Source organism: Pseudomonas sp. NFPP07, from assembly GCF_900115645.1.
In the GTDB taxonomy this organism is placed as follows: domain Bacteria; phylum Pseudomonadota; class Gammaproteobacteria; order Pseudomonadales; family Pseudomonadaceae; genus Aquipseudomonas; species Aquipseudomonas chlororaphis.
Map to the genome: position 1 here is coordinate 479,958 of NZ_FOXG01000002.1, position 22,160 is coordinate 502,117.

Sequence of the window (22,160 nt, forward strand, 5' to 3'; positions counted from 1 at the left end):
CTTACTCCTGATCAGGAAAGGCGATTGTAAACCCGAGGGTCAAATTTCCGCACGCTTGATTACGCGATCCTTGTAGCCGCTGGCGCAGCCTGCGATCGGCCGCGTAGCGGACGTGATCCGGACTTCCCCAGGGTTACCGGTGAAACGCAACAGGTCCTCTGGCGTCTGCTGCGCAGCCGATCGCAGCCTGCGGCAGCAGCTACAGAAGTTTCATCCAGGCACAAAAAAACGGGCGGCCTCGCGGCCGCCCGTCTGGCGAGGGTTACAGATGGGATTCGGCGTATTCGGCCAGAATCGAGCGTGGAACCCCTTGCAGGGTGATGTGCACCCCGTTGGGGAAGTCCTTGAAGCGTTCAGTGAGGTAGGTCAGCCCGGAGCTGGTCGCGGACAGGTAAGGGGTATCGATCTGCGCCAGGTTGCCCAGGCACACCACTTTGGAACCGGCGCCGGCACGGGTGATGATGGTTTTCATCTGGTGCGGGGTGAGGTTCTGGCATTCGTCGATCAGGATCAGGCTCTGCTGGAAGCTGCGGCCACGAATGTAGTTGAGGGATTTGAACTGCAGCGGCACCTTGCTGAGGATGTAGTCGACGCTGCCATGGGTGCTTTCGTCATCCATGTGCAGGGCTTCGAGGTTGTCGGTGATAGCGCCGAGCCAGGGCTCCATCTTTTCCGCTTCGGTACCCGGCAGGAAGCCGATCTCCTGGTCCAGCCCCTGCACGCTGCGGGTGGCGATGATGCGCCGATAACGCTTGCTGACCATGGTCTGCTCGATGGCCGCGGCCAGGGCCAGGATGGTCTTGCCTGAACCTGCCGCCCCGGACAGGTTGACCAGATGGATGTCCGGATCGAGCAAGGCGAACAGCGCCAGGCCCTGATAGATGTCGCGCGGTTTCAGGCCCCAGGCTTCCTGGTGCAACAGGGGTTCCTGATGCAGGTCGAGAATCAGCAGCACATCGGCGCGAATCTCCTTGATCCAGCCGACAAAACCCTGTTCGTCGATGATGAACTCGTTGATGTGCACCGCCGGCAGGTTGTCGGTGAGTTGCACCTGGTGCCAGGTGCGGCCGTGATCCTGGCGGGTTTCCACCTTGCTCACGCGGTCCCAGAAGGAGCCGGTCATGTTGTGGAAGCCATTGGGCAGCAAGGCCACGTCGTCGACCAGCTGGTCGGTGCTGTAGTCCTCGGCGGCGATCCCGCAGGCGCGCGCCTTGAGGCGCATGTTGATGTCTTTGGTCACCAGCACCACGCGCAGCTCCTTGTCGCGCGCGTGCAGGTCGATCAACTGGTTGATGATGATGTTGTCGTTGAGGTTTTCCGGCAGCAGGCTGTTAGGCTCGGAGCGCTTGCTCATGAGGATCGACAGCAGGCCTTTGGGGCCGCTCTTGCCACGCTGAATAGGCACACCCAGCTCGACGTCTTCAGGCGAGGCCTCACCCAGGGTCTTGTCGATCAGGCGAATGGCCTGGCGGCATTCCGCTGCAACGCTGTGATGGCCGCTCTTGAGCTTGTCGAGTTCCTCCAGGACGATCATCGGGATCGCCACATGGTGTTCTTCGAAGTTCAGCAGGGCGTTTGGATCGTGAATCAATACATTGGTATCGAGTACATAAAGGATTGGCTGGTTGGAGGAAGGGCTACGTCCGTGGTCATCCATACTCGGTCACCTTATGTGGGGGCCAGTCGACGCAATACCATGGCGGTGCTGCGCCTCGAATTGACCGTCGAATTCACCCGCAGGGGTTCGAGTGAAGTGCACACAAAAGGAGTCTTGGGAGACGCCACCTGTGTTGCAGGTTTCGGCGGTCTGACTTCGTAATACTCCAAAACCTGTGACAGGAAAAAGCACTTTGACGCTTTTTTTAAGTTTATTTTGCAGAGTGACGAATAGCCCTTGGCGCGCTGCCCAAGCACCGTTAAAGTCGGAAGTCCGCCTGCCTCGAAATCCTGGCCAAAATCGGCAAAAACCTCCTCTCCCCCCGTAAATACGGACCTTTCGTCGTTTCTAGCGAAACGCGTCCTGACAATCCTCCCAACCGATTCCGCTCTGCGCCGTCTGCGTCAGCAACCAGGGCAATGCCGTCTTCACCGCGTCCTGCCGGGCGTTGAAATTGATCACCCCGTGTCGCCACAACAGCATCAGGGTCAGCACCCGCTGGCCGCTCTGCTCGCCCTTGAGCTTGCCGGCGCCGTCCTGCGGGTCGATGTCCCACAGCGCCACCTGCAAACCCTGTGCATTAAAGAAGGCCTGCGCATCCGCCCGGCGCTGGCCGTAGGGCGGGCGAAACAGCGGCACGTAGTTTTCCGGCAGCTTGCCCTTGGCCAGCTCGACGCTGCGCTCGATCGAATCCTGCCAGTCCTGCCAATGGCTGTGGGAACGATACTCCCAGCCCAGTACACCCACGCACTGCTGCGAATACAGGGCCTGCAGACTGGCCACCGAACGCTGCTCCAGGCGGCTCTGCAACTCGCTGCCAAGTACGAAGAAGGTGCCGTTCATATTCGACTTGCGCAGGTATTCGGTCAGCCACGGGGTGTTGTCCGGGGCGAGATTGGCGGCGCTGTCGAAGGTCAGCAAAAACAGCCGGTCATTGAGCTCGTCGCCATTGCGCTCGTAGTCGCCAAAACGCTCGATCTCGCTGGCGGTCTGGGGAAACAGCGCGGCCTTGCGCAGCAGCTCGTCCAGATACTGTTCATGGAAGATCCGGCTCGGCTCGGCCCAGCGGGCGTAATAGGAGTCGTCGCCCAACTGGAACTTGCCGGCCTGCTCGCGCAGGGTGTCCATGTCTTCCACCAGGAAACAGAAGGAAGCGTCCTGGTCGCAGCTCTGCTGGGCGAAGTTGTAGTTGCTCAGCAATTGCCGCCAGAGCCGCTGGCGGACGGCATCGATCGACGCCATGTTGATGATCCGCAGGCCCAGGCGCTGCTTCAACGAGGCTTCATCCCAGGCCTCGCTGTCCAGCAGGGCACGGGCGAAGGTGAGGATCTCCGCCCGCGACGCCACGTCGAACAGGGTCGGGTTGACGAGCTGTTCCGGCCAGGTGCTGCGATCCAGGGTCGCCACCTCGTTCGGCGCCGCCAGGGCGCCGAAACTCAACAGCCAGATCGAAAGAAAAAACGCGCTGCGCAAAGGGATGTCTCCATAACAAAACCCGCGCGGCACTATAGCCGATGCCGGCCTCTCGGCCCTATTGCCTAGGCTGCTCCCCTTCCCTTTATAGAGAGCGGACACGCGCCTCCCTGCAGCAGACCATCGCCGACCAACGGACGACCGGCGCCCCCCCTATTGCCTTCATAGGTGGAGTCAAAGCGCCCAAGCCCCTAGAATCCCCCGACGCTTACAGGAGACGACTTCATGCTGATGGTGATTTCACCCGCCAAGACCCTCGATTTCGAGACCCCGCCCGTCACTCAACGCTTCACCCAGCCGCAGTACCTCGATCACTCCCAGGAACTGATCCTGCAATTGCGCGAACTGAGCCCGGCGCAAATCAGCGAACTGATGCACGTCTCCGACAAGATCGGCGGCCTCAACGCCGCGCGCTTCGGCAGCTGGACCCCGGCCTTCACTCCGGCCAACGCCAAGCAAGCGTTGCTGGCGTTCAAGGGCGACGTGTACACCGGCCTGAATGCCGAAACCCTGAGCGAAGCCGATTTCGACTACGCCCAGCAGCATCTGCGCATGCTTTCCGGCCTGTACGGCCTGCTGCGCCCGCTGGACCTGATGCAGCCCTATCGCCTGGAAATGGGCACCAAGCTGGCCAACGCCCGCGGCAAGGACCTGTACGCCTTCTGGGGCACGCGCATCAGCGAATGGCTCAACGAAGCCCTGGCCGAACAGGGCGACGACCTGCTGCTCAACCTGGCTTCCAACGAATACTTCTCGGCGGTCAAGCGCACGGCCCTGAACGCCCGGATCATCAATACCGAGTTCAAGGACCTGAAGAACGGCCAGTACAAGATCATCAGTTTCTACGCCAAGAAGGCCCGGGGCATGATGAGCCGCTTCGTCATAGAAGAACGCATCAACGACCCGGCGGCCCTCAAGCAGTTCGATGTCCAGGGTTACCGCTACAGCGCCGAACAGTCGAAACCCGATAATCTGGTTTTCCTGCGCGATCACGCACCGGAATAACGCACGCGGTCGATGCACTGGTTTCGCGCAAACGAGTGCGTCGACGAGCGGTCACTTTCCTCTTTGACTCCCACCAAAACGCCAAACAATTGGCGCCAAAATATCTTCTTCTGAATTTATAACTTTTGTTTCACTCGACAGAGGTCATTTTTTTCAGTAGTGGCACACAATTTTTTTATCGGTAGTGGCATAAAAATATCCCCGCGCTTTAACTCCCCATAACTAAAGGCTGAAATGGTAAGTGCTATCAATATGAAAGCAGTGCCATCTTTTGCAATATTTCAAGAAATTTCAGAAAACAGGATCAGCGGTCTGGAACTATGTCCTGAACCACCGCTCATACCACCGGTAACGATTCTCAACGAGTTTGTAGGAGATGACTTACATGGGATCCAACGACAGTAGCGAAGTTGTCATATTATCCTGACCTACTGCTCAGGAACTCGAACTTAGGGTCAATACACAGGAGATAATGCACCATTACTATCCCCTACAAGGCCATGGCATAGCCCGCCTTAAAACGCTTCCGGGAGCGTGTAACTACCTGATTATCATGGGCCTGCTCCTATAAATCAGGATTATCGCCAACCTCGGAGCTGCCTTCCAGCAGGAAGGACGGCGACATTTAAGGGCAGCCCCTACAACAAGGCCAAGTTGCGCACAACTTGAGTGCACTTATTTAGACACTCGGAACTTAGTCTGCCTGCACTGGATATCTCAACGCCTGCTCGTTGAACTTCCGAGTGCGCAATTAAAGCTGGCAAACATTAACTCCGGCCATCTAATGGCGTGAATAACACAGAGGTAAATGCGATGCGCATCAGCATATTTGGTTTGGGTTACGTCGGTGCAGTATGTGCCGGTTGCCTGTCTGCACGGGGCCATGAGGTCGTTGGCGTCGATGTTGCCAAGGACAAGATCGATATGATCAACGCCGGTAAATCGCCGATCGTTGAACCGGGTCTGGGTGAACTTCTGGCGCAAGGTATTCAAACCGGTCGTCTGCGCGGAACCACCAACTTCGCCGAGGCGATTCGCGACACCGACTTGTCGATGATCTGTGTCGGCACGCCCAGCAAGAAGAACGGCGACCTGGAACTCAACTACATCGAAGCGGTATGCCGCGAGATCGGTTTTGTCCTGCGTGACAAGACCTCCCGCCACACCATCGTGGTGCGCAGTACCGTACTGCCGGGCACTGTCGCCAACGTGGTGATCCCGATCCTCGAAGACTGCTCCGGCAAGAAGGCCGGCGTCGACTTCGGCGTCGCGGTCAACCCTGAGTTCCTGCGTGAAAGCACCGCGATCAAGGACTACGACTTCCCACCGATGACCGTGATCGGCGAATTCGACAAGGCCTCGGGCGACGTCCTGCAATCGCTGTACGAAGAACTCGACGCACCGATCATCCGCAAGGACATCGCTGTCGCCGAGATGATCAAGTACACCTGCAACGTGTGGCACGCCACCAAGGTCACCTTCGCCAACGAGATCGGCAACATCGCCAAGGCCGTCGGCGTCGATGGCCGTGAAGTGATGGACGTGGTCTGCCAGGACAAGACCCTCAACCTGTCCCAGTACTACATGCGCCCGGGCTTCGCCTTCGGCGGTTCCTGCCTGCCCAAGGACGTGCGCGCCCTGACCTTCCGCGCCGGTTCCCTGGACGTCGAAGCGCCGCTGCTCAACTCGCTGATGCGCAGTAACGAGTCCCAGGTGCAGAACGCCTTCGACATCGTCTCCAGCCACGACAAGCGCAAAGTCGCCCTGCTCGGCCTGAGCTTCAAGGCCGGTACCGACGATCTGCGCGAAAGCCCGCTGGTGGAGCTGGCGGAAATGCTGATCGGCAAGGGCTTCGACCTGAGCATCTACGACAGCAACGTCGAGTACGCCCGCGTCCACGGTGCCAACAAAGACTACATCGAGTCCAAGATCCCCCACGTCTCGTCCCTGCTCAACGCGGACTTCGACTCGGTGATCGACAACTCCGACGTGATCATCCTCGGCAACCGCGACGAGAAGTTCCGCGCCCTGGCCGAAGACGTGCCGCATGGCAAGCAGGTCATCGACCTGGTCGGGTTCATGTCCAAGGCCACCAGCGCGAGTGGCCGGACCGAAGGTATCTGCTGGTAACCAGCGGTATCGGGGGCAGTCCCCCGTTCCTGTAGCCGCTGCCGCAGGCTGCGATCGAACCCGAAGGGTCGCGACGTACCTGCAACCGCCGGAGGTCCTGCGGACCTATCGCAGCCTCCGGCAACGGCTACAGGAATGTGCCCCCTTTGGCTTTTTTGCCTGCCTTAACCCCATCGGGCCACCCCACAGGCTCGCCCGAGATCGAGACGGATGCAGATTATGCACAGGCTAAAGCACGGCCTACTCCAGGCCGCAGGTTGGCTGTTTTTCTTGAGTTTACTGATGGGCCTCGCCCTGGCGTTGCCCGCGTCCACATTCGACTCCGAATCGAAGGACTTCATCTTCCTGATTGGCGCCGTGGGTATCTGGCGCTACTCGATGGGTGCCACGCATTTCGTGCGCGGCATGCTGTTTCTCTACGTGGTCTACCCGCACCTGCGCCGCAAGGTCCGCAAGCTGGGCAAGGCCGCCGATCCGTCCCACGTGTACCTGATGGTCACCAGCTTCCGGATCGACGCCCTGACCACCGCCCAGGTCTATGGCTCGGTGATCCGTGAAGCCATCGACTGCGGCTTCCCTACCACCGTGGTCTGCTCGATCGTGGAGATGTCCGACGAGCTGCTGGTGAAAAGCCTCTGGGCCCGCATGAACCCGCCGGCCCACGTCAAGCTCGACTTCGTGCGCATCCCCGGCACCGGCAAGCGCGACGGCCTGGCCTTCGGTTTCCGCGCCATCTCCCGCCACCTGCCGGACGACCGCGCCGTGGTAGCGGTGATCGACGGCGACACCGTGCTCGGCGAAGGCGTGGTGCGCAAGACCGTGCCCTGGTTCCAGCTGTTCGGCAACGTCGGCGGCCTGACCACCAACGAGTTCTGCGAAGTGCGCGGCGGCTACATCATGAGCGAGTGGCACAAGCTGCGCTTCGCCCAGCGCCACATCAACATGTGCTCCATGGCCCTGTCCAAGCGCGTGCTGACCATGACCGGACGCATGTCGGTGTTCCGCGCCAGCGTGGTCACCAACCCGGACTTCATCGCCGACGTGGAAAGCGACTCGCTGCAACACTGGCGCCTGGGCCGCTTCAAGTTCCTCACCGGCGACGACAAGTCCAGCTGGTTCAGCCTGATGCGCCTGGGCTACGACACCTTCTACGTGCCCGATGCGGCGATCAACACCGTGGAGCATCCGCCGGAGAAGAGTTTCATCAAGGCCAGCCGCAAGCTGATGTTCCGCTGGTACGGCAACAACCTGCGGCAGAACTCCCGGGCCCTGGGCCTGGGTCTCAAGCGCCTGGGCCTGTTCACCAGCGTGGTGCTGTTCGACCAGCGCGTGTCGATGTGGACCTCCCTGCTCGGCCTGACCGTGGCCCTGATCGCCAGCTTCAAGTACGGCACCGCCTTCATCCTGGTGTACCTGCTGTGGATCGGTATCACCCGCCTGCTGCTGACCCTGCTGCTGTCCTGTTCGGGGCACCGGATCGGCCCGGCCTACCCTTTGATCCTCTATTACAACCAGATCGTCGGGGCCCTGGTGAAGATCTACGTGTTCTTCCGCCTCGACCAACAGTCCTGGACCCGCCAACCGACTGCTCTGTCCCGTGACCTAGCCAGCTTTCAACGTTGGTTCAACACCTGGTCGTCTCGGACCATGACCTTCTCCGCCGGCAGCATTTTCGTCGCCGCGCTGCTGCTGATGGTCTGACCCGCCTTGCCTGAATTAACTAGGAAATCGCCCTTATGAACACCGCCGTGAACGTCAACGTAGTGCATGAATCCGAAGCCCAACGCCAACACGCCCGGGTCAAGATCCCGGCCAAGCTGCGCTTCTTCGGCCCCGACCGGACCCCGGTCGAAGCGCGGGTCATCGACCTCTCGGCCGGCGGCCTGAGCTTCAACTGCGGGCAGTTGCCGATCAAGGTCGGCGACGTGCACAAGGGTCGCCTGCAGTTTGTCATCGACAACCTCGGGCTGGCCATGGACGTGGAGTTGCAGGTGCGCTCCGTGGATCGCCAGAGCGGCCGGGTCGGCTGCCAGTTCCAGAACCTCGAGCCCCAGAACATCTCGACCCTGCGCCAGCTGATCACCTCGCACCTGGCCGGCGACATCGTGACCATGGGCGACGTGCTCGCCACCCTGCAGCGCGACAACTTCACCAAGGCGCGCAAGAACAAGGACGCCGGCCACGGCATGAGCGCCCTGGGCCGCCTGCGCGCGGTGACCTTCAGCGCCGGGATCTTCGTCGTCGGCCTGGCGGCCTTCGGCTTCATCCTCAAGTCGGTGTACGGCATGTACTTCGTCAGCCACGCCCAGGCCGGCCTGGTCAGCGCGCCGGGGATGAACGTCACCATGCCGCGCGACGGCACCGTGCAGAGCCTGATCCAGGCCGACGGCGTGGCCGCCAAGGGCGCCCCGCTGGCGACCTTCAGCACCAGCATGCTCGACGTGCTCAAGGGCCACCTGAACGAAGACCAACTGCAACCGGCCAAGGTCGAGGAGCTGTTCGGCAAGCAGATGACCGGCACCCTGACCTCGCCCTGCGACTGCACCGTGGCCCAGCAGATGGTTGCCGACGGCCAGTACGCCAGCAAGGGCGACGTGATCTTCCAGCTGGTCCCGCGCAACAGCCAGGCCAACGTCGAAGCGCGTTTCTCCTACCGCCAGTTCGCCGACGTGCGTCCAGGCACCAAGGTCAGCTTCCAGATCGCCGGCGAAGACGAGGTGCGCAGCGGCACCATCGTCAGCAGCACCAGCCTCAACAGCAGCGACCTGTCCTCGGACATTCGCGTGCAGATCAAGCCCGACGCCCCGCTGAGCAGCACCTTCGCCGGCCGCCCGGTGGAAGTCAGCAGCGACCGCGGCCCGTCCGTGAACTGGCTGATCGACAAAGCCATGGCTGCCGGTCTCTAACCATGACTATTCATACCCCACTCCCGATGACGAAAACGGCCCCTGTAGCCGCTGCCTCAGGCTGCGATCGAGTGCAACGCACTCGTGAAGGGGATGAATGCGGTCTGGCGAACACAGCGCGCCGTCCGGAACCCGTCCGCTACGCGACCGATCGCAGCCTGCGGCAGCGGCTACAGGGTTCGGCATTGCTGTTGCCTCTGGTGACCGCCATGGCCCTAGCCGGTTGCGCCGGCCTGCCCGACCAGCGCCTGGCCAACGAAGCCCTGAAGCGCGGCGACACTGTGCTCGCGGAGCAGAACTACCGGCAGTTGGCGGACCTGGGTTACAGCGACGCCCAGGTCGGCCTGGCCGATATCCAGATGGAAACCCGCGACCCGGCGAAGATCAAGCAAGCCGAGGCGACCTACCGCGCCGCGGCCGACACTTCGCCGCGGGCCCAGGCGCGCCTGGGTCGCCTGCTGGTGGCCAAGCCCGGCTCCACCGAAGCCGAGCACCACGAAGCCGAAGGCCTGTTGAAAAAGGCCTTCGCCAATGGTGAAGGCAACACCCTGATCCCGCTGGCGATGCTCTACCTGCAATATCCGCAGAGCTTCCCCAAGGTCAACGCCCAGCAGCAGATCAGCCAATGGCGCAGCGCCGGCTACCCGGAAGCCGGCCTGGCCCAGGTGCTGCTGTACCGCACCCAGGGTACCTACGACCAGCACCTGGCCGAGGTGGAAACCATCTGCAAGGCGGCGCTGAACGTCACCGATATCTGCTACGTCGAACTGGCCACCGTGTACCAGAAACGCGGCCAGCCGGAGCAACAGGCCGAGCTGCTCAAACAGCTGCAGGCCGGCCACGCCCGCGGCGTCATCAGCGCGCAACGGGTCGACAGCGTGGCCCGGGTGCTGGGCGACGCCAGCCTGGGCAAGACCGACGAGAAAACCGCGCAGGCGCTGCTGGAGCCGATCGCTCCCGGCTACCCGGCCTCCTGGGTCACCCTGGCGCAACTGCTCTACGACTTCCCTGAACTGGGCGATGTCGACAAGATGATGCAGTACCTGGACAACGGTCGCGCCGCCGACCAGCCCCGCGCCGAACTGCTGCTGGGCAAGCTCTACTACGAAGGCAAGATGGTCCCGGCCGACGCCAAGGTCGCCGAAGAACACTTCAAGAAGGCCCAGGGCAAGGAAGTCGCCGCCGATTACTACCTCGGCCAGATCTACCGCCGTGGCTACCTGGGCCAGGTCTATCCGCAAAAGGCCCTGGACCACCTGCTGACCGCCGCGCGCAACGGCCAGAACAGCGCCGATTTCGCCATTGCCCAACTGTTCTCCCAGGGCAAGGGCACCAAGCCCGACCCGCTCAACGCCTATGTCTTCAGCCAGCTGGCCAAGACCCAGGACACCCCGCAAGCCAACGAGCTTGCGCAACAACTCGAAGCCCAACTGCCGCCAGGCCAACGCGCCGAGGCCCAACGCCTGCTGCAACAGGAGCAGGCCGTGCGTGGCGCCTTGAGCCAGAACACGTTGGAACTGCACGCGTTGCAGGAAGAAGACGGTGAGGAATCCCTATGAAGTTCACTCCATCCAGCCACGCCAATCCTGTAGCCGCTGCCGCAGGCTGCGATCGAGCGCGTAGCGCTCGCCAACCGGGCGACCGAGATCTGTCAGTGGCACCGCGTGCGCAGGTTTTGCGGCTGCTGCGCAGCCAATCGCAGCCTGCGGCAGCGGCTACGGGAAAACTGTTCAGCCTGTCGAAGCTGGGTGTGGCCCTGGGTTTTGCCCTGCTCTGGTCCAACCCGACGCTGGCGGCCGTCACCGACACCAAGAACTTCGGCCTGGAAGTGAAGATCACCGGCCAGTCCGAAGACGACCGTGACCTCGGCACCCTGGGCGGCGGCGACGTCAATGGCGTCGGCCTCGACCTGCGGCCCTGGGTGTACGGCGAAAGCGGCAACTGGAGCGCCTACGCCATGGGCCAGGCGGTGACCTCGACCGATATCATCGAGACCGACACCCTGCAGCAGTCCGACGGCGCCAGCACCGAAAGCAGCAACAACAGCGACCGCAAGAGCAAGAAGAACTACCTGGCGATGCGCGAGTTCTGGATCGGCTACAGCGGCCTCACCCCCTACCCGGGCGAGCAGTTGAAGTTCGGTCGCCAGCGCCTGCGCAACGACGACGGCCAATGGCGCGACACCAACATCGAAGCCCTGAACTGGACCTTCGACACCACCCTGCTGCGCGCCAACGTCGGCATCGCCGAGCGCTTCAGCGAATACCGCACCGACCTCAAGGAGCTGGCTCCGGAAGACAAGGATCGCCTGCACGTCTACGGCGATGTGGCCTACCAGTGGACCCCGGGGCATTGGGCTGGCGTGCGCGCGCATCACAGCCACGACGACGGCAAGCTCGACTACCCGGTTCCGGGCGAAGCCACCGACTCTCTGGACAAGCGCCAGAACGGCGACCTGACCTGGCTCGGCCTGGAAGCCAACAGCGACGCCTACAACTGGCGCAACACCAACACCGTCAACTACTGGGCGAGCATCACCGGCATGAGCGGCGACCGCGACAAGGTCAACGCGCTGAACGCCGACGGCACCCGCCCGGCCCAGGCCAAGAGCGGCGAGAGCCTCGACGGCTGGGCCACCGACCTCGGCGTGCGCCTGCGCCTGGACCCGAAATGGCAGGTCGGCGCGGCCTACGCCCGCGCCAGCGGCGACTACGAACAGAACGGCCTGGAAAGCAACCGCTCGAACTACACCGGGACCCGCTCGCGGGTGCACCGTTTCGGCGAAGCCTTCCGCGGCGAAATGAACAACATGCAGACCGCCACCCTGTTCGGTTCCTGGATGCTCGCCGACGAATACGACGCCAGCCTGATCTACCACAAGTTCTGGCGCGTGGACGGCAACAAGCCGGTGGGCAGCAACGGTATCAACGCCGTGGAAAACAACTACGACGACGCCACCGGCGCCCTGCTCTCCAGCTCGTCCCTGCCGCTGCGCGATGGCGAGAAAGACCTTGGCCAGGAAGTGGACCTGGTGGTCACCAAGTACTTCAAGCAAGGCCTGCTGCCGGCCGCGCTCAGCCAGTCGATCGACGAGCCTTCGGCGCTGGTGCGCTTTCGTGGCGGCGTGTTCAAGCCGGGCGATGCCTATGGCAAGAACGTCGACTCGTACATGCACCGCGCCTTTGTCGACGTGATCTGGCGCTTCTGATGCGAGCCGCCAAGGGAGTGCCTGAGATGAACAGCCCGATGAACAGCCCAGCGATCAGAGGCTCGATCAGCCTGTTGGCCGGCGCCATGCTGCTGGCCAGCAGCGCCGCCTTCGCCAACGTCGAACCGGCCCCGGCCGCCGCGCCCGGCAAGCAGCCGACCGTGGCCAAGGAGCTGCAACAGGCCAAGACCTACACCGTCAGCAGCGCGCCCACCGCGCCGCTGAACCTGGCCAAGCCGGCCCTGCCCGACCTCTCCGGCTACACCGCCGAAGCGGCGGCGGCGAAGATCGTGCGCAGCAAGCCCGGCAAGATCAGCGTGCGCCGCATGATGCAGGAAGACGCGCTGAAGGACTTTATCGGCGGTGACAACAAGATGGCCGAATGGGTGGTGCGCCAGCATGGCATCCCCCAGGCGATCTTCATCGACGACGGTTACGTCAACCTCAAGGAGCTGGCGAAGAAGCTGCCCAAGCAGTACATCAGCGAAACCTCGCCGGGCGTGTACCTGGCGCGGCTGCCGATCGTGGTCGGGCGCAAGGGCATCCTGGAAATCGACCAGCAGACCCAGGAACTGCGCCTGTCCCAGGAAGGCGGTTCGTTCCTGGTCAACGACGGCCAGCTGTTCGTGCGCGACACCAAGGTCACCGGCTGGCGCGAGAAGGACAACGGCCCGGCGACCTTCAACTCGCCCAAGGAATTCCGTCCGTTCCTGCTGGCCTGGGGCGGCACCGAGACCTACATCGTCAACAGCAAGATGGCCAGCTTCGGCTACGCCAACAGTAAGTCCTACGGCGTGAGTATTTCCCAGTACACGCCGAACATGGCCAAGGTGCTCAAGCGCCCCGAACCCACCGGCTGGATCATCGGCTCGGAGTTCTCGGACATGTGGTACGGCTTCTATTGCTACGAGACCCGCGACTTCGTGGTCAAGGGCAACACCTACAAGGACAACATCGTCTACGGCATCGACCCCCACGACCGTTCGCACCGGCTGATCATCGCCGACAACACCGTCTACGGGACCAAGAAGAAGCACGGGATCATCATTTCCCGGGAAGTGAACGACAGCTTCATCTTCAACAACCGCAGCTACGAGAACAAACTTTCGGGCCTGGTGATCGACCGTAACAGCGTGAACAACCTGATCGCCGACAACGAGATCTACCGCAACCACACCGACGGCATCACCCTCTACGAGAGTGCCGACAACCTGCTGTGGGGCAACAAGGTGATCAGCAACCGGCGCCACGGCATCCGCATTCGTAACAGCGTGAACATCCGCCTGTACGAGAACGTCGCCATGGCCAACGGCCTGACCGGCGTCTACGGCCACATCAAGGACCTCTCCGACACCGACCGCGACATCAAGCTCGACCCGTTCGACGCCCAGGTGTCGCTGATCGTGGTCGGCGGCGAGCTGGCCGCCAATGGCAGCGGCCCGATGTCCATCGACTCGCCGTTGAGCGTCGAGCTGTACCGCGTGTCCATGCTCGCCCCGACCAAGAGCAGCGGCATCAGCTTCTCGGGGATCCTCGGCGAGCGCCAGGACGAAATTCTTGACCTGCTGGTGCGCCAGCAGAAAGCCGTGCTGATCGACCCTGTCGAACGCCAGACCGAAATGCGCGATTGAGGATGACTGTCATGCGCCCACACCTGATCAAACTCTTGAGCCTCTCGGCATTGACCGCGGGCATTCTCGCCGCCAGTAACAGCGCTCGCGCCGATGAAACCCAGGCACCGAAGTTCACCGCCGAGCCCTGCTGCAACCTGTGCCCGGCGGCCCACGACGCGAAGAACTACACCACCCGCTACCAGCAGAACTTCACCACCCTGGTGCAAGCCCAGGGCGACTGGCTGTTCCGTACCCAGGAAGACCTGCGCACCGAATTCAACACCACCCCGGAAGGTTATCGCCGCCTGCAACAGCTGCACGACGCCTTCAAGAGCAAGGGCGTGGAGCTGGTGCTGGTCTACCAGCCGACCCGTGGCCTGGTGAACCGCAACAAGCTCAACCCGCAGGAGAAGGCCAGCTTCGACTACGACAAGGCACTGAAAAACTACCAGGGCATGCTCGGCCGTTTCGCCCAGATGGGCTACGTGGTGCCAGACCTGTCGCCGCTGACCAACGAGCAACTGCCGGAGACCCTGCCGGCCCACGACTTCTACTTCCGCGGCGACCAGCACTGGACCCCGTACGGCGCCCAGCGCACGGCGAAGATCGTGGCGCAGAAGGTCAAGCAGTTGCCGGCCTTCGCCGACATTCCCAAGCGTGAGTTCGAGACCCACAAGTCCGGGCGCATGGGCAAGACCGGCACCCTGCACAACATGGCCGGCCAGCTCTGCGGCACCAGCTATGCGATCCAGTACATGGACCAGTTCACCACCGAACCCAAGGGCGAAGCCGGCGACGGCGACCTGTTCGGCGATTCCGGCAACCCGGAAATCACCCTGGTGGGCACCAGCCACAGCGGCAAGAACTACAACTTCGCCGGCTTCCTGCAGGAAGAGATCGGCGCCGACATTCTCAACGTCGCCTTCCCCGGCGGTGGCTTCGAAGGCTCCATGCTGCAGTACCTGGGCAGCGAGGAATTCCAGACCAAGCCACCGAAGATCCTGATCTGGGAATTCTCGCCGCTGTATCGCCTGGACCAGGAAACCATCTACCGACAGATGATGGCCCTGCTCGACAACGGCTGCGAAGGCAAGCCGGCGCAAATGAGCGCCAGCGCCACCCTCAAGCCCGGTAAGAACGAGCTGATGGTCAACAGCAAGAACATGGACCTGCGCAACAGCAGCCACCAGGTCGATATCCGCTTCGCCGACACCTCGGTGAAAACCCTGCAAGCCACCCTCTGGTACATGAACGGGCGCCACGAGGACATCAAGATCGACAAACCGGAAACATCCGACACCGACGGGCGTTTCGCCTTTGAACTGCGCACCGACGAAGACTGGGCCTCGCAAAACCTGCTGGCGGTCGAAGTCCAGGGTCCGGAAGCCGGTGCCGCGGCACAGAAAGTCGAAGCGAAAATTTGCAAACGCAACGTATTCCCGGACGCCGGTCAACGCACCGCGCAAATCGGGCAATGAGGTTCCTATGCAAAGCAAAACGCTGAAACAGTTACTGGCACCGAGCCTGTTGAGCCTGGCGATGTTCGCAGGCCTGACCCAGGCCGCGGCCCCACTGCGCCCGCCCCAGGGTTATTACGCGCCGGTGGATAAATTCAAGAGCGGCGACCACAGCGAAGGCTGCGACGCCATGCCCGCGCCTTACACCGGCTCGCTGCAATTTCGCAGCAAGTACGAAGGGTCGGACAAGGCTCGCGCGACCCTCAACGTGCAATCGGAAAAGGCCTTTCGCGACAGCACCGCCGACATCACCAAGATCGAGCGCGGCACCAGCAAGCGGGTGATGCAGTTCATGCGCGACGGCCGTCCGGAACAATTGGACTGCACCCTGAGCTGGCTGAGCGCCTGGGCCCAGGCCGATGCGTTGATGTCCAAGGACTTCAACCACACCGGCAAGTCCATGCGCAAATGGGCCCTGGGCAGCATGGCTTCGGCCTACCTGCGCCTGAAGTTCTCCGACTCCCATCCGCTGGACACTCACCAGCAGCAGGCGCAGCAGATCGAGGCCTGGTTCAGCAAGATGGCCGACCAGGTGGTCAGCGACTGGGACAACCTGCCGCTGGAACAGACCAACAACCACTCGTACTGGGCCGCCTGGTCGGTGATGGCCACCGCCGTGGCGACCAACCGCCGCGACCTGTTCGACTGGGCGGTGAAGGAATACAAGGTCGGCGCCCACCAGGTCGACGCCGACGGCTTCCTGCCCAACGAACTCAAGCGCCAGCAACGCGCCCTGGCCTATCACAACTACGCCCTGCCGCCGCTGGCGATGATCGCCAGCTTCGCCCAGGTCAACGGCGTCGACCTGCGCCAGGAAAACAACGGCGCCCTGAAACGCCTGGGCGAGCGGGTGCTGGCCGGGGTGAAAGACCCGGACGAGTTCGAGGAAAAGAACGGCAAGGAACAGGACATGACCGACCTCAAGGTCGACTCGAAATTCGCCTGGCTCGAACCCTTCTGCAGCCTCTACACCTGCGCCCCGGATGTACTGGAGCGCAAGCACAAGATGCAACCGTTCAAGACCTTCCGCCTGGGTGGCGACCTGACCAAGGTCTACGACCCCTCGCATGAGAAGGGCAACAAAGGCTCGTAAGAAACGCGCCAGACCTGTAGCCGCTGCCGAAGGCTGCGATCGACTGCGAAGCGGTCGTGCTTTTGAGGCCGAGGGAAGGCCCTTCGGGCCTTATCGCAGCCTACGGCAGCGGCTACAGGGAATGATGTGAATGCAATACGCCGCCCCCGGTTTTTCACGGGGGGGTTTGGGGGGGCTCTGGCCCTTTACTGTTGGTCAAACATGGAGAGATCGGGATGGTTTTCTCATCCAATGTGTTCCTGTTCCTGTTCTTGCCGATCTTTCTCGGCTTGTACTACCTGAGCGGGCAACGCTATCGCAACCTGCTGCTGCTGATCGCCAGCTACGTGTTCTATGCCTGGTGGCGGGTGGACTTCCTGGCGCTGTTCGCCGGCGTCACCCTGTGGAACTACTGGATCGGCCTGAAAGTCGGCGCCGCCGGTGTACGCACCAGGCCGGCCCAGCGCTGGCTGCTGCTCGGCGTGGCGGTCGACCTGTGCATCCTCGGCTACTTCAAGTACGCCAACTTCGGCGTGGACAGCATCAACGCGATCATGACCTCGTTCGGTCTTGAGCCGTTCATCCTGACCCACGTGCTGTTGCCGATCGGTATCTCGTTCTACATCTTCGAGTCCATCAGCTACATCATCGACGTCTACCGCGGCGACACCCCGGCCACCCGCAACCTGATCGACTTCGCGGCGTTCGTGGCGATCTTCCCGCACCTGATCGCCGGCCCCGTGCTGCGTTTTCGCGACCTGGCCGACCAGTTCAACAACCGCACCCACACCCTGGACAAGTTCTCCGAAGGCTGCACGCGCTTCATGCAGGGTTTCATCAAGAAAGTGTTCATCGCCGACACCCTGGCGGTGGTCGCCGACCATTGCTTCGCCCTGCAGAACCCGACCACGGGCGACGCCTGGCTGGGCGCCCTGGCCTACACCGCGCAGCTGTACTTCGACTTCTCCGGCTACAGCGACATGGCCATCGGCCTGGGCTTGATGATGGGTTTTCGCTTCATGGAAAACTTCAAGCAGCCCTACATCAGCCAGTCGATCACCGAGTTCTGGCGGCGCTGGCACATCAGCCTGTCCACCTGGCTGCGCGACTACCTGTACATCACCCTGGGCGGCAACCGCAAAGGCACGCTGATGACCTATCGCAACCTGTTCCTGACCATGCTGCTCGGTGGCCTGTGGCACGGTGCGAACATCACCTACGTGGTCTGGGGCGCCTGGCACGGCATGTGGCTGGCGATCGAGAAGATGCTCGGCATCAACACTTCGCCGCGCAGCCTGAACCCGATCCGCTGGGCGCTGACCTTCCTGCTGGTGGTAATGGGCTGGGTGATCTTCCGCGCCGAGAACCTGCATGTCGCCGGGCGCATGTACGGCGCCATGTTCAGCTTCGGTGACTGGTCGCTGTCGGAACTCAACCGCGCCAGCCTCACCGGCCTGCAAGTGGCGACCCTGGTCGTGGCCTACGCCACCCTGGCGTTCTTCGGCCTGCGTGACCTGTATCGCAACCCGACGCCGGTCAAGAGCAAACCCGAAATCAACACCGAGGCCGACGGTCCGGCCACCGCCCAGCCGGGCCTGATCAAGGCCGTACCGGGAGACAAGCCAGGCAGCATCCACCAGCCGGGCTACACCGTGGGCGTCGAAGCCCAGGTCCAGCCGGCCTACTGGGTCGCCGACTGGCCGCGTTACGTGATGCGCGCCCTGGTGCTGCTGCTGTTCATCGCCTCGATTCTCAAACTCTCGGCGCAAAGCTTCTCGCCGTTCCTTTACTTCCAGTTCTGAGGGATCTGACCATGACCCGCTCATTACGCGTCTTCTATATCGCCCTGTTCCTGGTGACCCTGATGGTCCTGGGCCTGTGGTCGGTGCGCAGCTTCTTCGGCTTCAGCACCAGCAACGACGCCACCGTGCTCAACGGTCGCTGGGCCAAGGCCGTGGAAACCCACTACGACGACGAGTTCCCGATCAAGCGCCTGGGCACCAACCTGTGGGCGGCCCTGGACTTCAAGCTGTTTAACGAAGGTCGTCCGGGCGTGGTGCTCGGCCGCGACCAGTGGCTCTACAGCGATGAAGAGTTCCACCCGATCGTCAACGAAGAACTCAACCTGCAAGGCAACTACGCGCTGGTCGAAGGCGTGCGCCAGGCCCTGAAAGAGAAAGGCGTGAAACTGGTGATGGCGATCGTGCCGGCCAAGGTGCGCCTGTACCCGGAACACCTGGGCGACGTCCAGCCGGCCAGCATCCACGCCAACCTCTACCAGGACTTCCACGCCCGGGTGGCGGCCGACAAGATCCTCGCCCCCGACCTGCTGGGCCCGTTGCAACAGGCCAAGCAGAACGGCCAGCAAGTGTTCCTGCGCACCGACACCCACTGGACCCCGGACGGCGCCGAAGTCGCCGCCAACCAGTTGGCCAAGGCGATCGCCGACAAGGCACCCCTGATGGGCCAGCCGCAACGCTTCGTCACCGAAGCCGAGCAGACCGTGGTGCACAAGGGCGACCTGCGCCTGTTCCTGCCCCTGGACCCGCTGTTCGAGAACCTGATGCCGGCCAAGGAGCCGCTGCAAAAACGCGTGACCCGCGCCGCCGACGATCAGCCGGCCGCCGACGACGCGCTGTTCGCCGACAACGAGGTGCCGGTGGCCCTGGTGGGCACCAGCTACAGCGCCAACCCGAACTGGAACTTCGTCGGCGCGCTCAAGCAGGCCCTGCACAGCGACGTGGTCAGCTACGCCGAAGACGGCCACGGCCCGGTGTTGCCGATGCTCAGCTACCTGAAAAGCGATGCCTTCAAGAACAGCCCGCCCCAGGTGCTGATCTGGGAGTTCCCCGAACGATATCTGCCGGTCAATAACGAAATCGGCGACGCCGACCCGCAGTGGGTCGCAGAGCTCAAACAAGCCGGCGCCCGCCAACAGAACGTAGCTGCACTCAACAAATCCGAGACGCCCGATCGGGCGCAAAACTGAAAGAGAGGTGACACCCATGACTTTCACTATCACTCCGCGTCGTCTCGCCAAGGCAATCACACTGGCTGCCGGCATGAGCGTCCTGTCCCTGCCCGCCTTCGCCGGTGGCGACGCCGCGCTGTACGGCCCGACCGCGCCCAAAGGCTCGTCCTTCGTGCGTATCTACAACGCCAGCAACCAGGAAGTCAGCGCCACCGTCGGCAGCACCAGCCTCAGCGACGTCGCGCCGCTGGCCAGCAGTGACTTCAGCTTCATGCCCGGCGGCGACTACACCGCCAAGGTCGGCAGCCAGAGCGTGCCGGTGAAACTCGCCGCCGACCACTATTACACCCTGGTCAACAACGCCAGCGGCCAGCCGCAACTGATCGAAGAACCGCCGTTCAAGAACAAGCAGAAGTCCCTGGTCCGGGTGCAGAACCTGAGCGACAAGGCCCTGACCCTGAAGACCGCCGACGGCAAGACCGACGTGGTCCAGTCGGTGGCCGCCAAGGGCCGTGGCGAACGTGAAATCAACCCGGTGAAAGTCAGCTTCGCGCTGTACGAGGGCGAGAAAAAAGTCAGCGACCTCAAGCCAGTCGCCCTGGAGCGCGGCGAAGCCGCGGTGCTCTACGTCACCGGCAATGGCAGCAGCCTGTCGCCAGTCTGGGTCAAGCGCCCGGTCTCGACCCGCTGATGAATCGATCGGGCAGGTGAAGGCCATTTCTGTAGCCGCTGGCGAAGCCTGCGATCGGTTGCGCAGCAATCGTGAAAACGGCTCACGCGGTCTTTCAGCAAGACCGTAGCGCCTGAATCACGACCGCTTCGCGATCGTTCGCAGCCTGACGGCAGCGGCTACAGGGATCGGCATACACCGCCCGGCAAGCAACAAAAACAAGAGAGTGAAACGACAGAACTTTCGTGGCTCTAACCCAAACGGTATTTGAAGGAGTAACAACATGATTCCGGTGATCTTGTCAGGTGGTAGTGGCTCACGTCTTTGGCCGCTTTCGCGTAAGCAATTCCCCAAGCAGTTCCTCGCCCTGACCGGCGAACACACCTTGTTCCAGCAAACCCTCGAGCGCCTGGTGTTCGAAGGCATGGACACGCCGATCGTGGTCTGCAACAAGGACCACCGCTTCATCGTCAACGAGCAGCTGGCGGCGCGCAAACTCGAAGCCCAGCGCATCCTGATGGAGCCGTTCGGGCGCAACACCGCGCCGGCCGTGGCCCTGACCGCGATGATGCTGGTCAACGAAGGACGTGACGAGCTGATGCTGGTGCTGCCGGCCGACCACGTGCTGGAAGACCAGAAAGCCCTGCAACGCGCCCTGGCCCTGGCCACCGTGGCCGCCGAGCGTGGCGAGATGGTGCTGTTCGGCGTGCCGGCGACCAAGCCGGAAACCGGTTATGGCTACATCAAGTCGACCAACGATGCGCTGCTGCCGGAAGGCGTGAGCCGCGTCTCGCACTTCGTCGAGAAACCCGACGTCAAGCGTGCCGCCGAGTTCGTCGAGGCCGGTGGCTACTTCTGGAACAGCGGCATGTTCCTGTTCCGCGCCAGCCGCTTCCTCGAAGAGCTGAAAAAGCACGACCCGGACATCTACGACACCTGCCTGCTGACCCTGGAACGCAGCGCCCAGGACGCCGACACCGTGGACGTCGACCCGGCCACCTTCGCCTGCTGCCCGGACAACTCCATCGACTACGCGGTGATGGAAAAGACCCAGCGCGCCTGCGTGGTGCCGCTGAGCGCCGGCTGGAGCGACGTGGGCTGCTGGTCGTCGCTGTGGGACGTGCATGAAAAGGACGCCAACGGCAACGTCAGCAAGGGCGACGTGGTGATCCAGGACAGCCGCAACTGCATGATCCACGGCAACGGCAAGCTGGTGTCGGTGATCGGCCTGGAAAACATCGTGGTCGTGGAAACCAAGGACGCCATGATGATCGCCCACAAGGACAAGGTCCAAGGCGTCAAACAGATGGTCAACACCCTCAACGAACAGGGCCGCAGCGAAACCCAGAACCACTGCGAGGTCTACCGTCCGTGGGGCTCCTACGACTCGGTGGACATGGGCGGGCGCTTCCAGGTCAAGCACATCTCGGTCAAGCCGGGCGCGTGCCTGTCCCTGCAGATGCACCACCACCGCGCCGAACACTGGATCGTGGTCAGCGGCACCGCCGAAGTCACCTGCGACGAGAACGTGTTCCTGCTCACCGAAAACCAGTCCACCTACATCCCGATCGCCTCGGTGCACCGCCTGCGCAACCCGGGCAAGATCCCGCTGGAGATCATCGAAGTGCAATCGGGCAGCTACCTGGGCGAAGACGACATCGAACGTTTCGAAGACATCTACGGCCGCTCCACCCCGGTGGAACGCGGTATCTCGGTGAAAACCATCGCCCAGTAATCACAGCGACAAGTTTCAAGCGGCAAGCTGCAAGTAAAAGCAGGGAGTCGTTGCCAGCAAGTCCTTGCCCCCCGTCCGACCGACTGCGTCCCCTATCCGCAGCTGGTTGGGCGGGGGATTTTTTATGTCCGCGCGCCTGAACGAGGACCTCCTGTAGCCGCTGCCGCAGGCTGCGATAAGGCCGAAGGCCTTCAGCGATCTCA

At 62.5% G+C, this 22,160-nt stretch carries 15 protein-coding genes; 13 read left to right on the forward strand and 2 right to left on the reverse strand.

Annotated features, from left to right (window positions below; genetic code table 11):
- Positions 1 to 262 precede the first annotated feature (262 nt).
- The gene (locus BM019_RS07255; protein ID WP_007929389.1) at positions 263 to 1,657 is read right to left on the reverse strand and encodes a PhoH family protein; all 1,395 of its coding nucleotides are present in this window, start codon (positions 1,655 to 1,657) and stop codon (positions 263 to 265) included.
- A 348-nt stretch (positions 1,658 to 2,005) separates the two neighbouring features.
- Positions 2,006 to 3,130 carry a polysaccharide deacetylase family protein gene (locus tag BM019_RS07260; RefSeq protein ID WP_092417935.1) on the reverse strand — a complete coding sequence of 375 codons (1,125 nt, stop codon included), beginning with the start codon at positions 3,128 to 3,130 and terminating at the stop codon, positions 2,006 to 2,008.
- Positions 3,131 to 3,355: 225 nt separating this feature from the next.
- Here BM019_RS07260 and yaaA point away from each other — a divergent pair, with 225 nt between their 5' ends.
- The 13 genes from yaaA to BM019_RS07325 all read left to right on the forward strand — a co-directional run bounded on the left by yaaA (position 3,356) and on the right by BM019_RS07325 (position 21,957).
- Positions 3,356 to 4,135, forward strand: coding sequence for a peroxide stress protein YaaA (gene yaaA, locus BM019_RS07265; RefSeq protein ID WP_009047094.1), 780 nt, complete (start codon positions 3,356 to 3,358; stop codon positions 4,133 to 4,135).
- 813 nt (positions 4,136 to 4,948) lie between these two features.
- A complete protein-coding gene (locus BM019_RS07270) occupies positions 4,949 to 6,265 on the forward strand; it encodes a nucleotide sugar dehydrogenase (RefSeq protein ID WP_009042275.1) in 1,317 nt (438 codons plus the stop codon).
- A 216-nt stretch (positions 6,266 to 6,481) separates the two neighbouring features.
- Entirely contained in the window at positions 6,482 to 7,966 is a 1,485-nt protein-coding gene (gene alg8 / locus BM019_RS07275; RefSeq protein WP_172833405.1) for a mannuronan synthase, read from the forward strand.
- Between the two features lie 35 nt (positions 7,967 to 8,001).
- Positions 8,002 to 9,171, forward strand: coding sequence for an alginate biosynthesis protein Alg44 (locus tag BM019_RS07280; RefSeq protein ID WP_092417936.1), 1,170 nt, complete (start codon positions 8,002 to 8,004; stop codon positions 9,169 to 9,171).
- 26 nt (positions 9,172 to 9,197) lie between these two features.
- Positions 9,198 to 10,730: an alginate biosynthesis TPR repeat lipoprotein AlgK gene (gene algK, locus BM019_RS07285; RefSeq protein ID WP_239691055.1), complete on the forward strand. Its 1,533-nt coding sequence runs from the start codon at positions 9,198 to 9,200 to the stop codon at positions 10,728 to 10,730.
- Positions 10,727 to 12,379 carry an alginate export family protein gene (locus BM019_RS07290; protein ID WP_239691049.1) on the forward strand — a complete coding sequence of 551 codons (1,653 nt, stop codon included), beginning with the start codon at positions 10,727 to 10,729 and terminating at the stop codon, positions 12,377 to 12,379. Before algK ends, BM019_RS07290 begins: the two co-directional genes overlap by 4 nt.
- A gap of 26 nt (positions 12,380 to 12,405) precedes the next feature.
- The gene (algG, locus tag BM019_RS07295; RefSeq protein ID WP_092417937.1) at positions 12,406 to 14,010 is read left to right on the forward strand and encodes a mannuronan 5-epimerase AlgG; all 1,605 of its coding nucleotides are present in this window, start codon (positions 12,406 to 12,408) and stop codon (positions 14,008 to 14,010) included.
- A gap of 11 nt (positions 14,011 to 14,021) precedes the next feature.
- On the forward strand, positions 14,022 to 15,470 hold the full coding sequence (locus tag BM019_RS07300) for an alginate O-acetyltransferase (RefSeq protein ID WP_007932828.1): 1,449 nt from the start codon (positions 14,022 to 14,024) through the stop codon (positions 15,468 to 15,470).
- A gap of 7 nt (positions 15,471 to 15,477) precedes the next feature.
- Complete coding sequence (locus tag BM019_RS07305) at positions 15,478 to 16,602, forward strand: mannuronate-specific alginate lyase (RefSeq protein WP_092417938.1); 1,125 nt, start codon at positions 15,478 to 15,480, stop codon at positions 16,600 to 16,602.
- A gap of 215 nt (positions 16,603 to 16,817) precedes the next feature.
- Positions 16,818 to 18,383 (forward strand): MBOAT family O-acyltransferase, encoded by a 1,566-nt coding sequence (locus BM019_RS07310; RefSeq protein ID WP_092417939.1) that lies wholly within the window; start codon positions 16,818 to 16,820, stop codon positions 18,381 to 18,383.
- Between the two features lie 11 nt (positions 18,384 to 18,394).
- Positions 18,395 to 19,570, forward strand: a complete 1,176-nt coding sequence (locus BM019_RS07315) for an alginate O-acetyltransferase (RefSeq protein WP_092417940.1) — start codon at positions 18,395 to 18,397, stop codon at positions 19,568 to 19,570.
- Between the two features lie 16 nt (positions 19,571 to 19,586).
- Entirely contained in the window at positions 19,587 to 20,243 is a 657-nt protein-coding gene (locus tag BM019_RS07320) for an alginate O-acetyltransferase AlgF (protein WP_053259711.1), read from the forward strand.
- 262 nt (positions 20,244 to 20,505) lie between these two features.
- Entirely contained in the window at positions 20,506 to 21,957 is a 1,452-nt protein-coding gene (locus tag BM019_RS07325; RefSeq protein ID WP_009042265.1) for a mannose-1-phosphate guanylyltransferase/mannose-6-phosphate isomerase, read from the forward strand.
- Positions 21,958 to 22,160: the final 203 nt, after the last annotated feature.

Coding starts and splice junctions, on each gene's coding strand:
- BM019_RS07290 (WP_239691049.1), top strand. CDS start 10,727: ATGAAGTTCACTCCATCCAGCCACGCCAATCCTGTAGCCGCTGCCGCA.
- BM019_RS07320 (WP_053259711.1), top strand. CDS start 19,587: ATGACTTTCACTATCACTCCGCGTCGTCTCGCCAAGGCAATCACACTG.
- BM019_RS07255 (WP_007929389.1), bottom strand. CDS start 1,657: ATGGATGACCACGGACGTAGCCCTTCCTCCAACCAGCCAATCCTTTAT.
- algG (WP_092417937.1), top strand. CDS start 12,406: ATGAACAGCCCGATGAACAGCCCAGCGATCAGAGGCTCGATCAGCCTG.
- algK (WP_239691055.1), top strand. CDS start 9,198: ATGACGAAAACGGCCCCTGTAGCCGCTGCCTCAGGCTGCGATCGAGTG.
- BM019_RS07310 (WP_092417939.1), top strand. CDS start 16,818: ATGGTTTTCTCATCCAATGTGTTCCTGTTCCTGTTCTTGCCGATCTTT.
- BM019_RS07270 (WP_009042275.1), top strand. CDS start 4,949: ATGCGCATCAGCATATTTGGTTTGGGTTACGTCGGTGCAGTATGTGCC.
- BM019_RS07315 (WP_092417940.1), top strand. CDS start 18,395: ATGACCCGCTCATTACGCGTCTTCTATATCGCCCTGTTCCTGGTGACC.
- yaaA (WP_009047094.1), top strand. CDS start 3,356: ATGCTGATGGTGATTTCACCCGCCAAGACCCTCGATTTCGAGACCCCG.
- BM019_RS07280 (WP_092417936.1), top strand. CDS start 8,002: ATGAACACCGCCGTGAACGTCAACGTAGTGCATGAATCCGAAGCCCAA.
- BM019_RS07300 (WP_007932828.1), top strand. CDS start 14,022: ATGCGCCCACACCTGATCAAACTCTTGAGCCTCTCGGCATTGACCGCG.
- BM019_RS07325 (WP_009042265.1), top strand. CDS start 20,506: ATGATTCCGGTGATCTTGTCAGGTGGTAGTGGCTCACGTCTTTGGCCG.
- BM019_RS07305 (WP_092417938.1), top strand. CDS start 15,478: ATGCAAAGCAAAACGCTGAAACAGTTACTGGCACCGAGCCTGTTGAGC.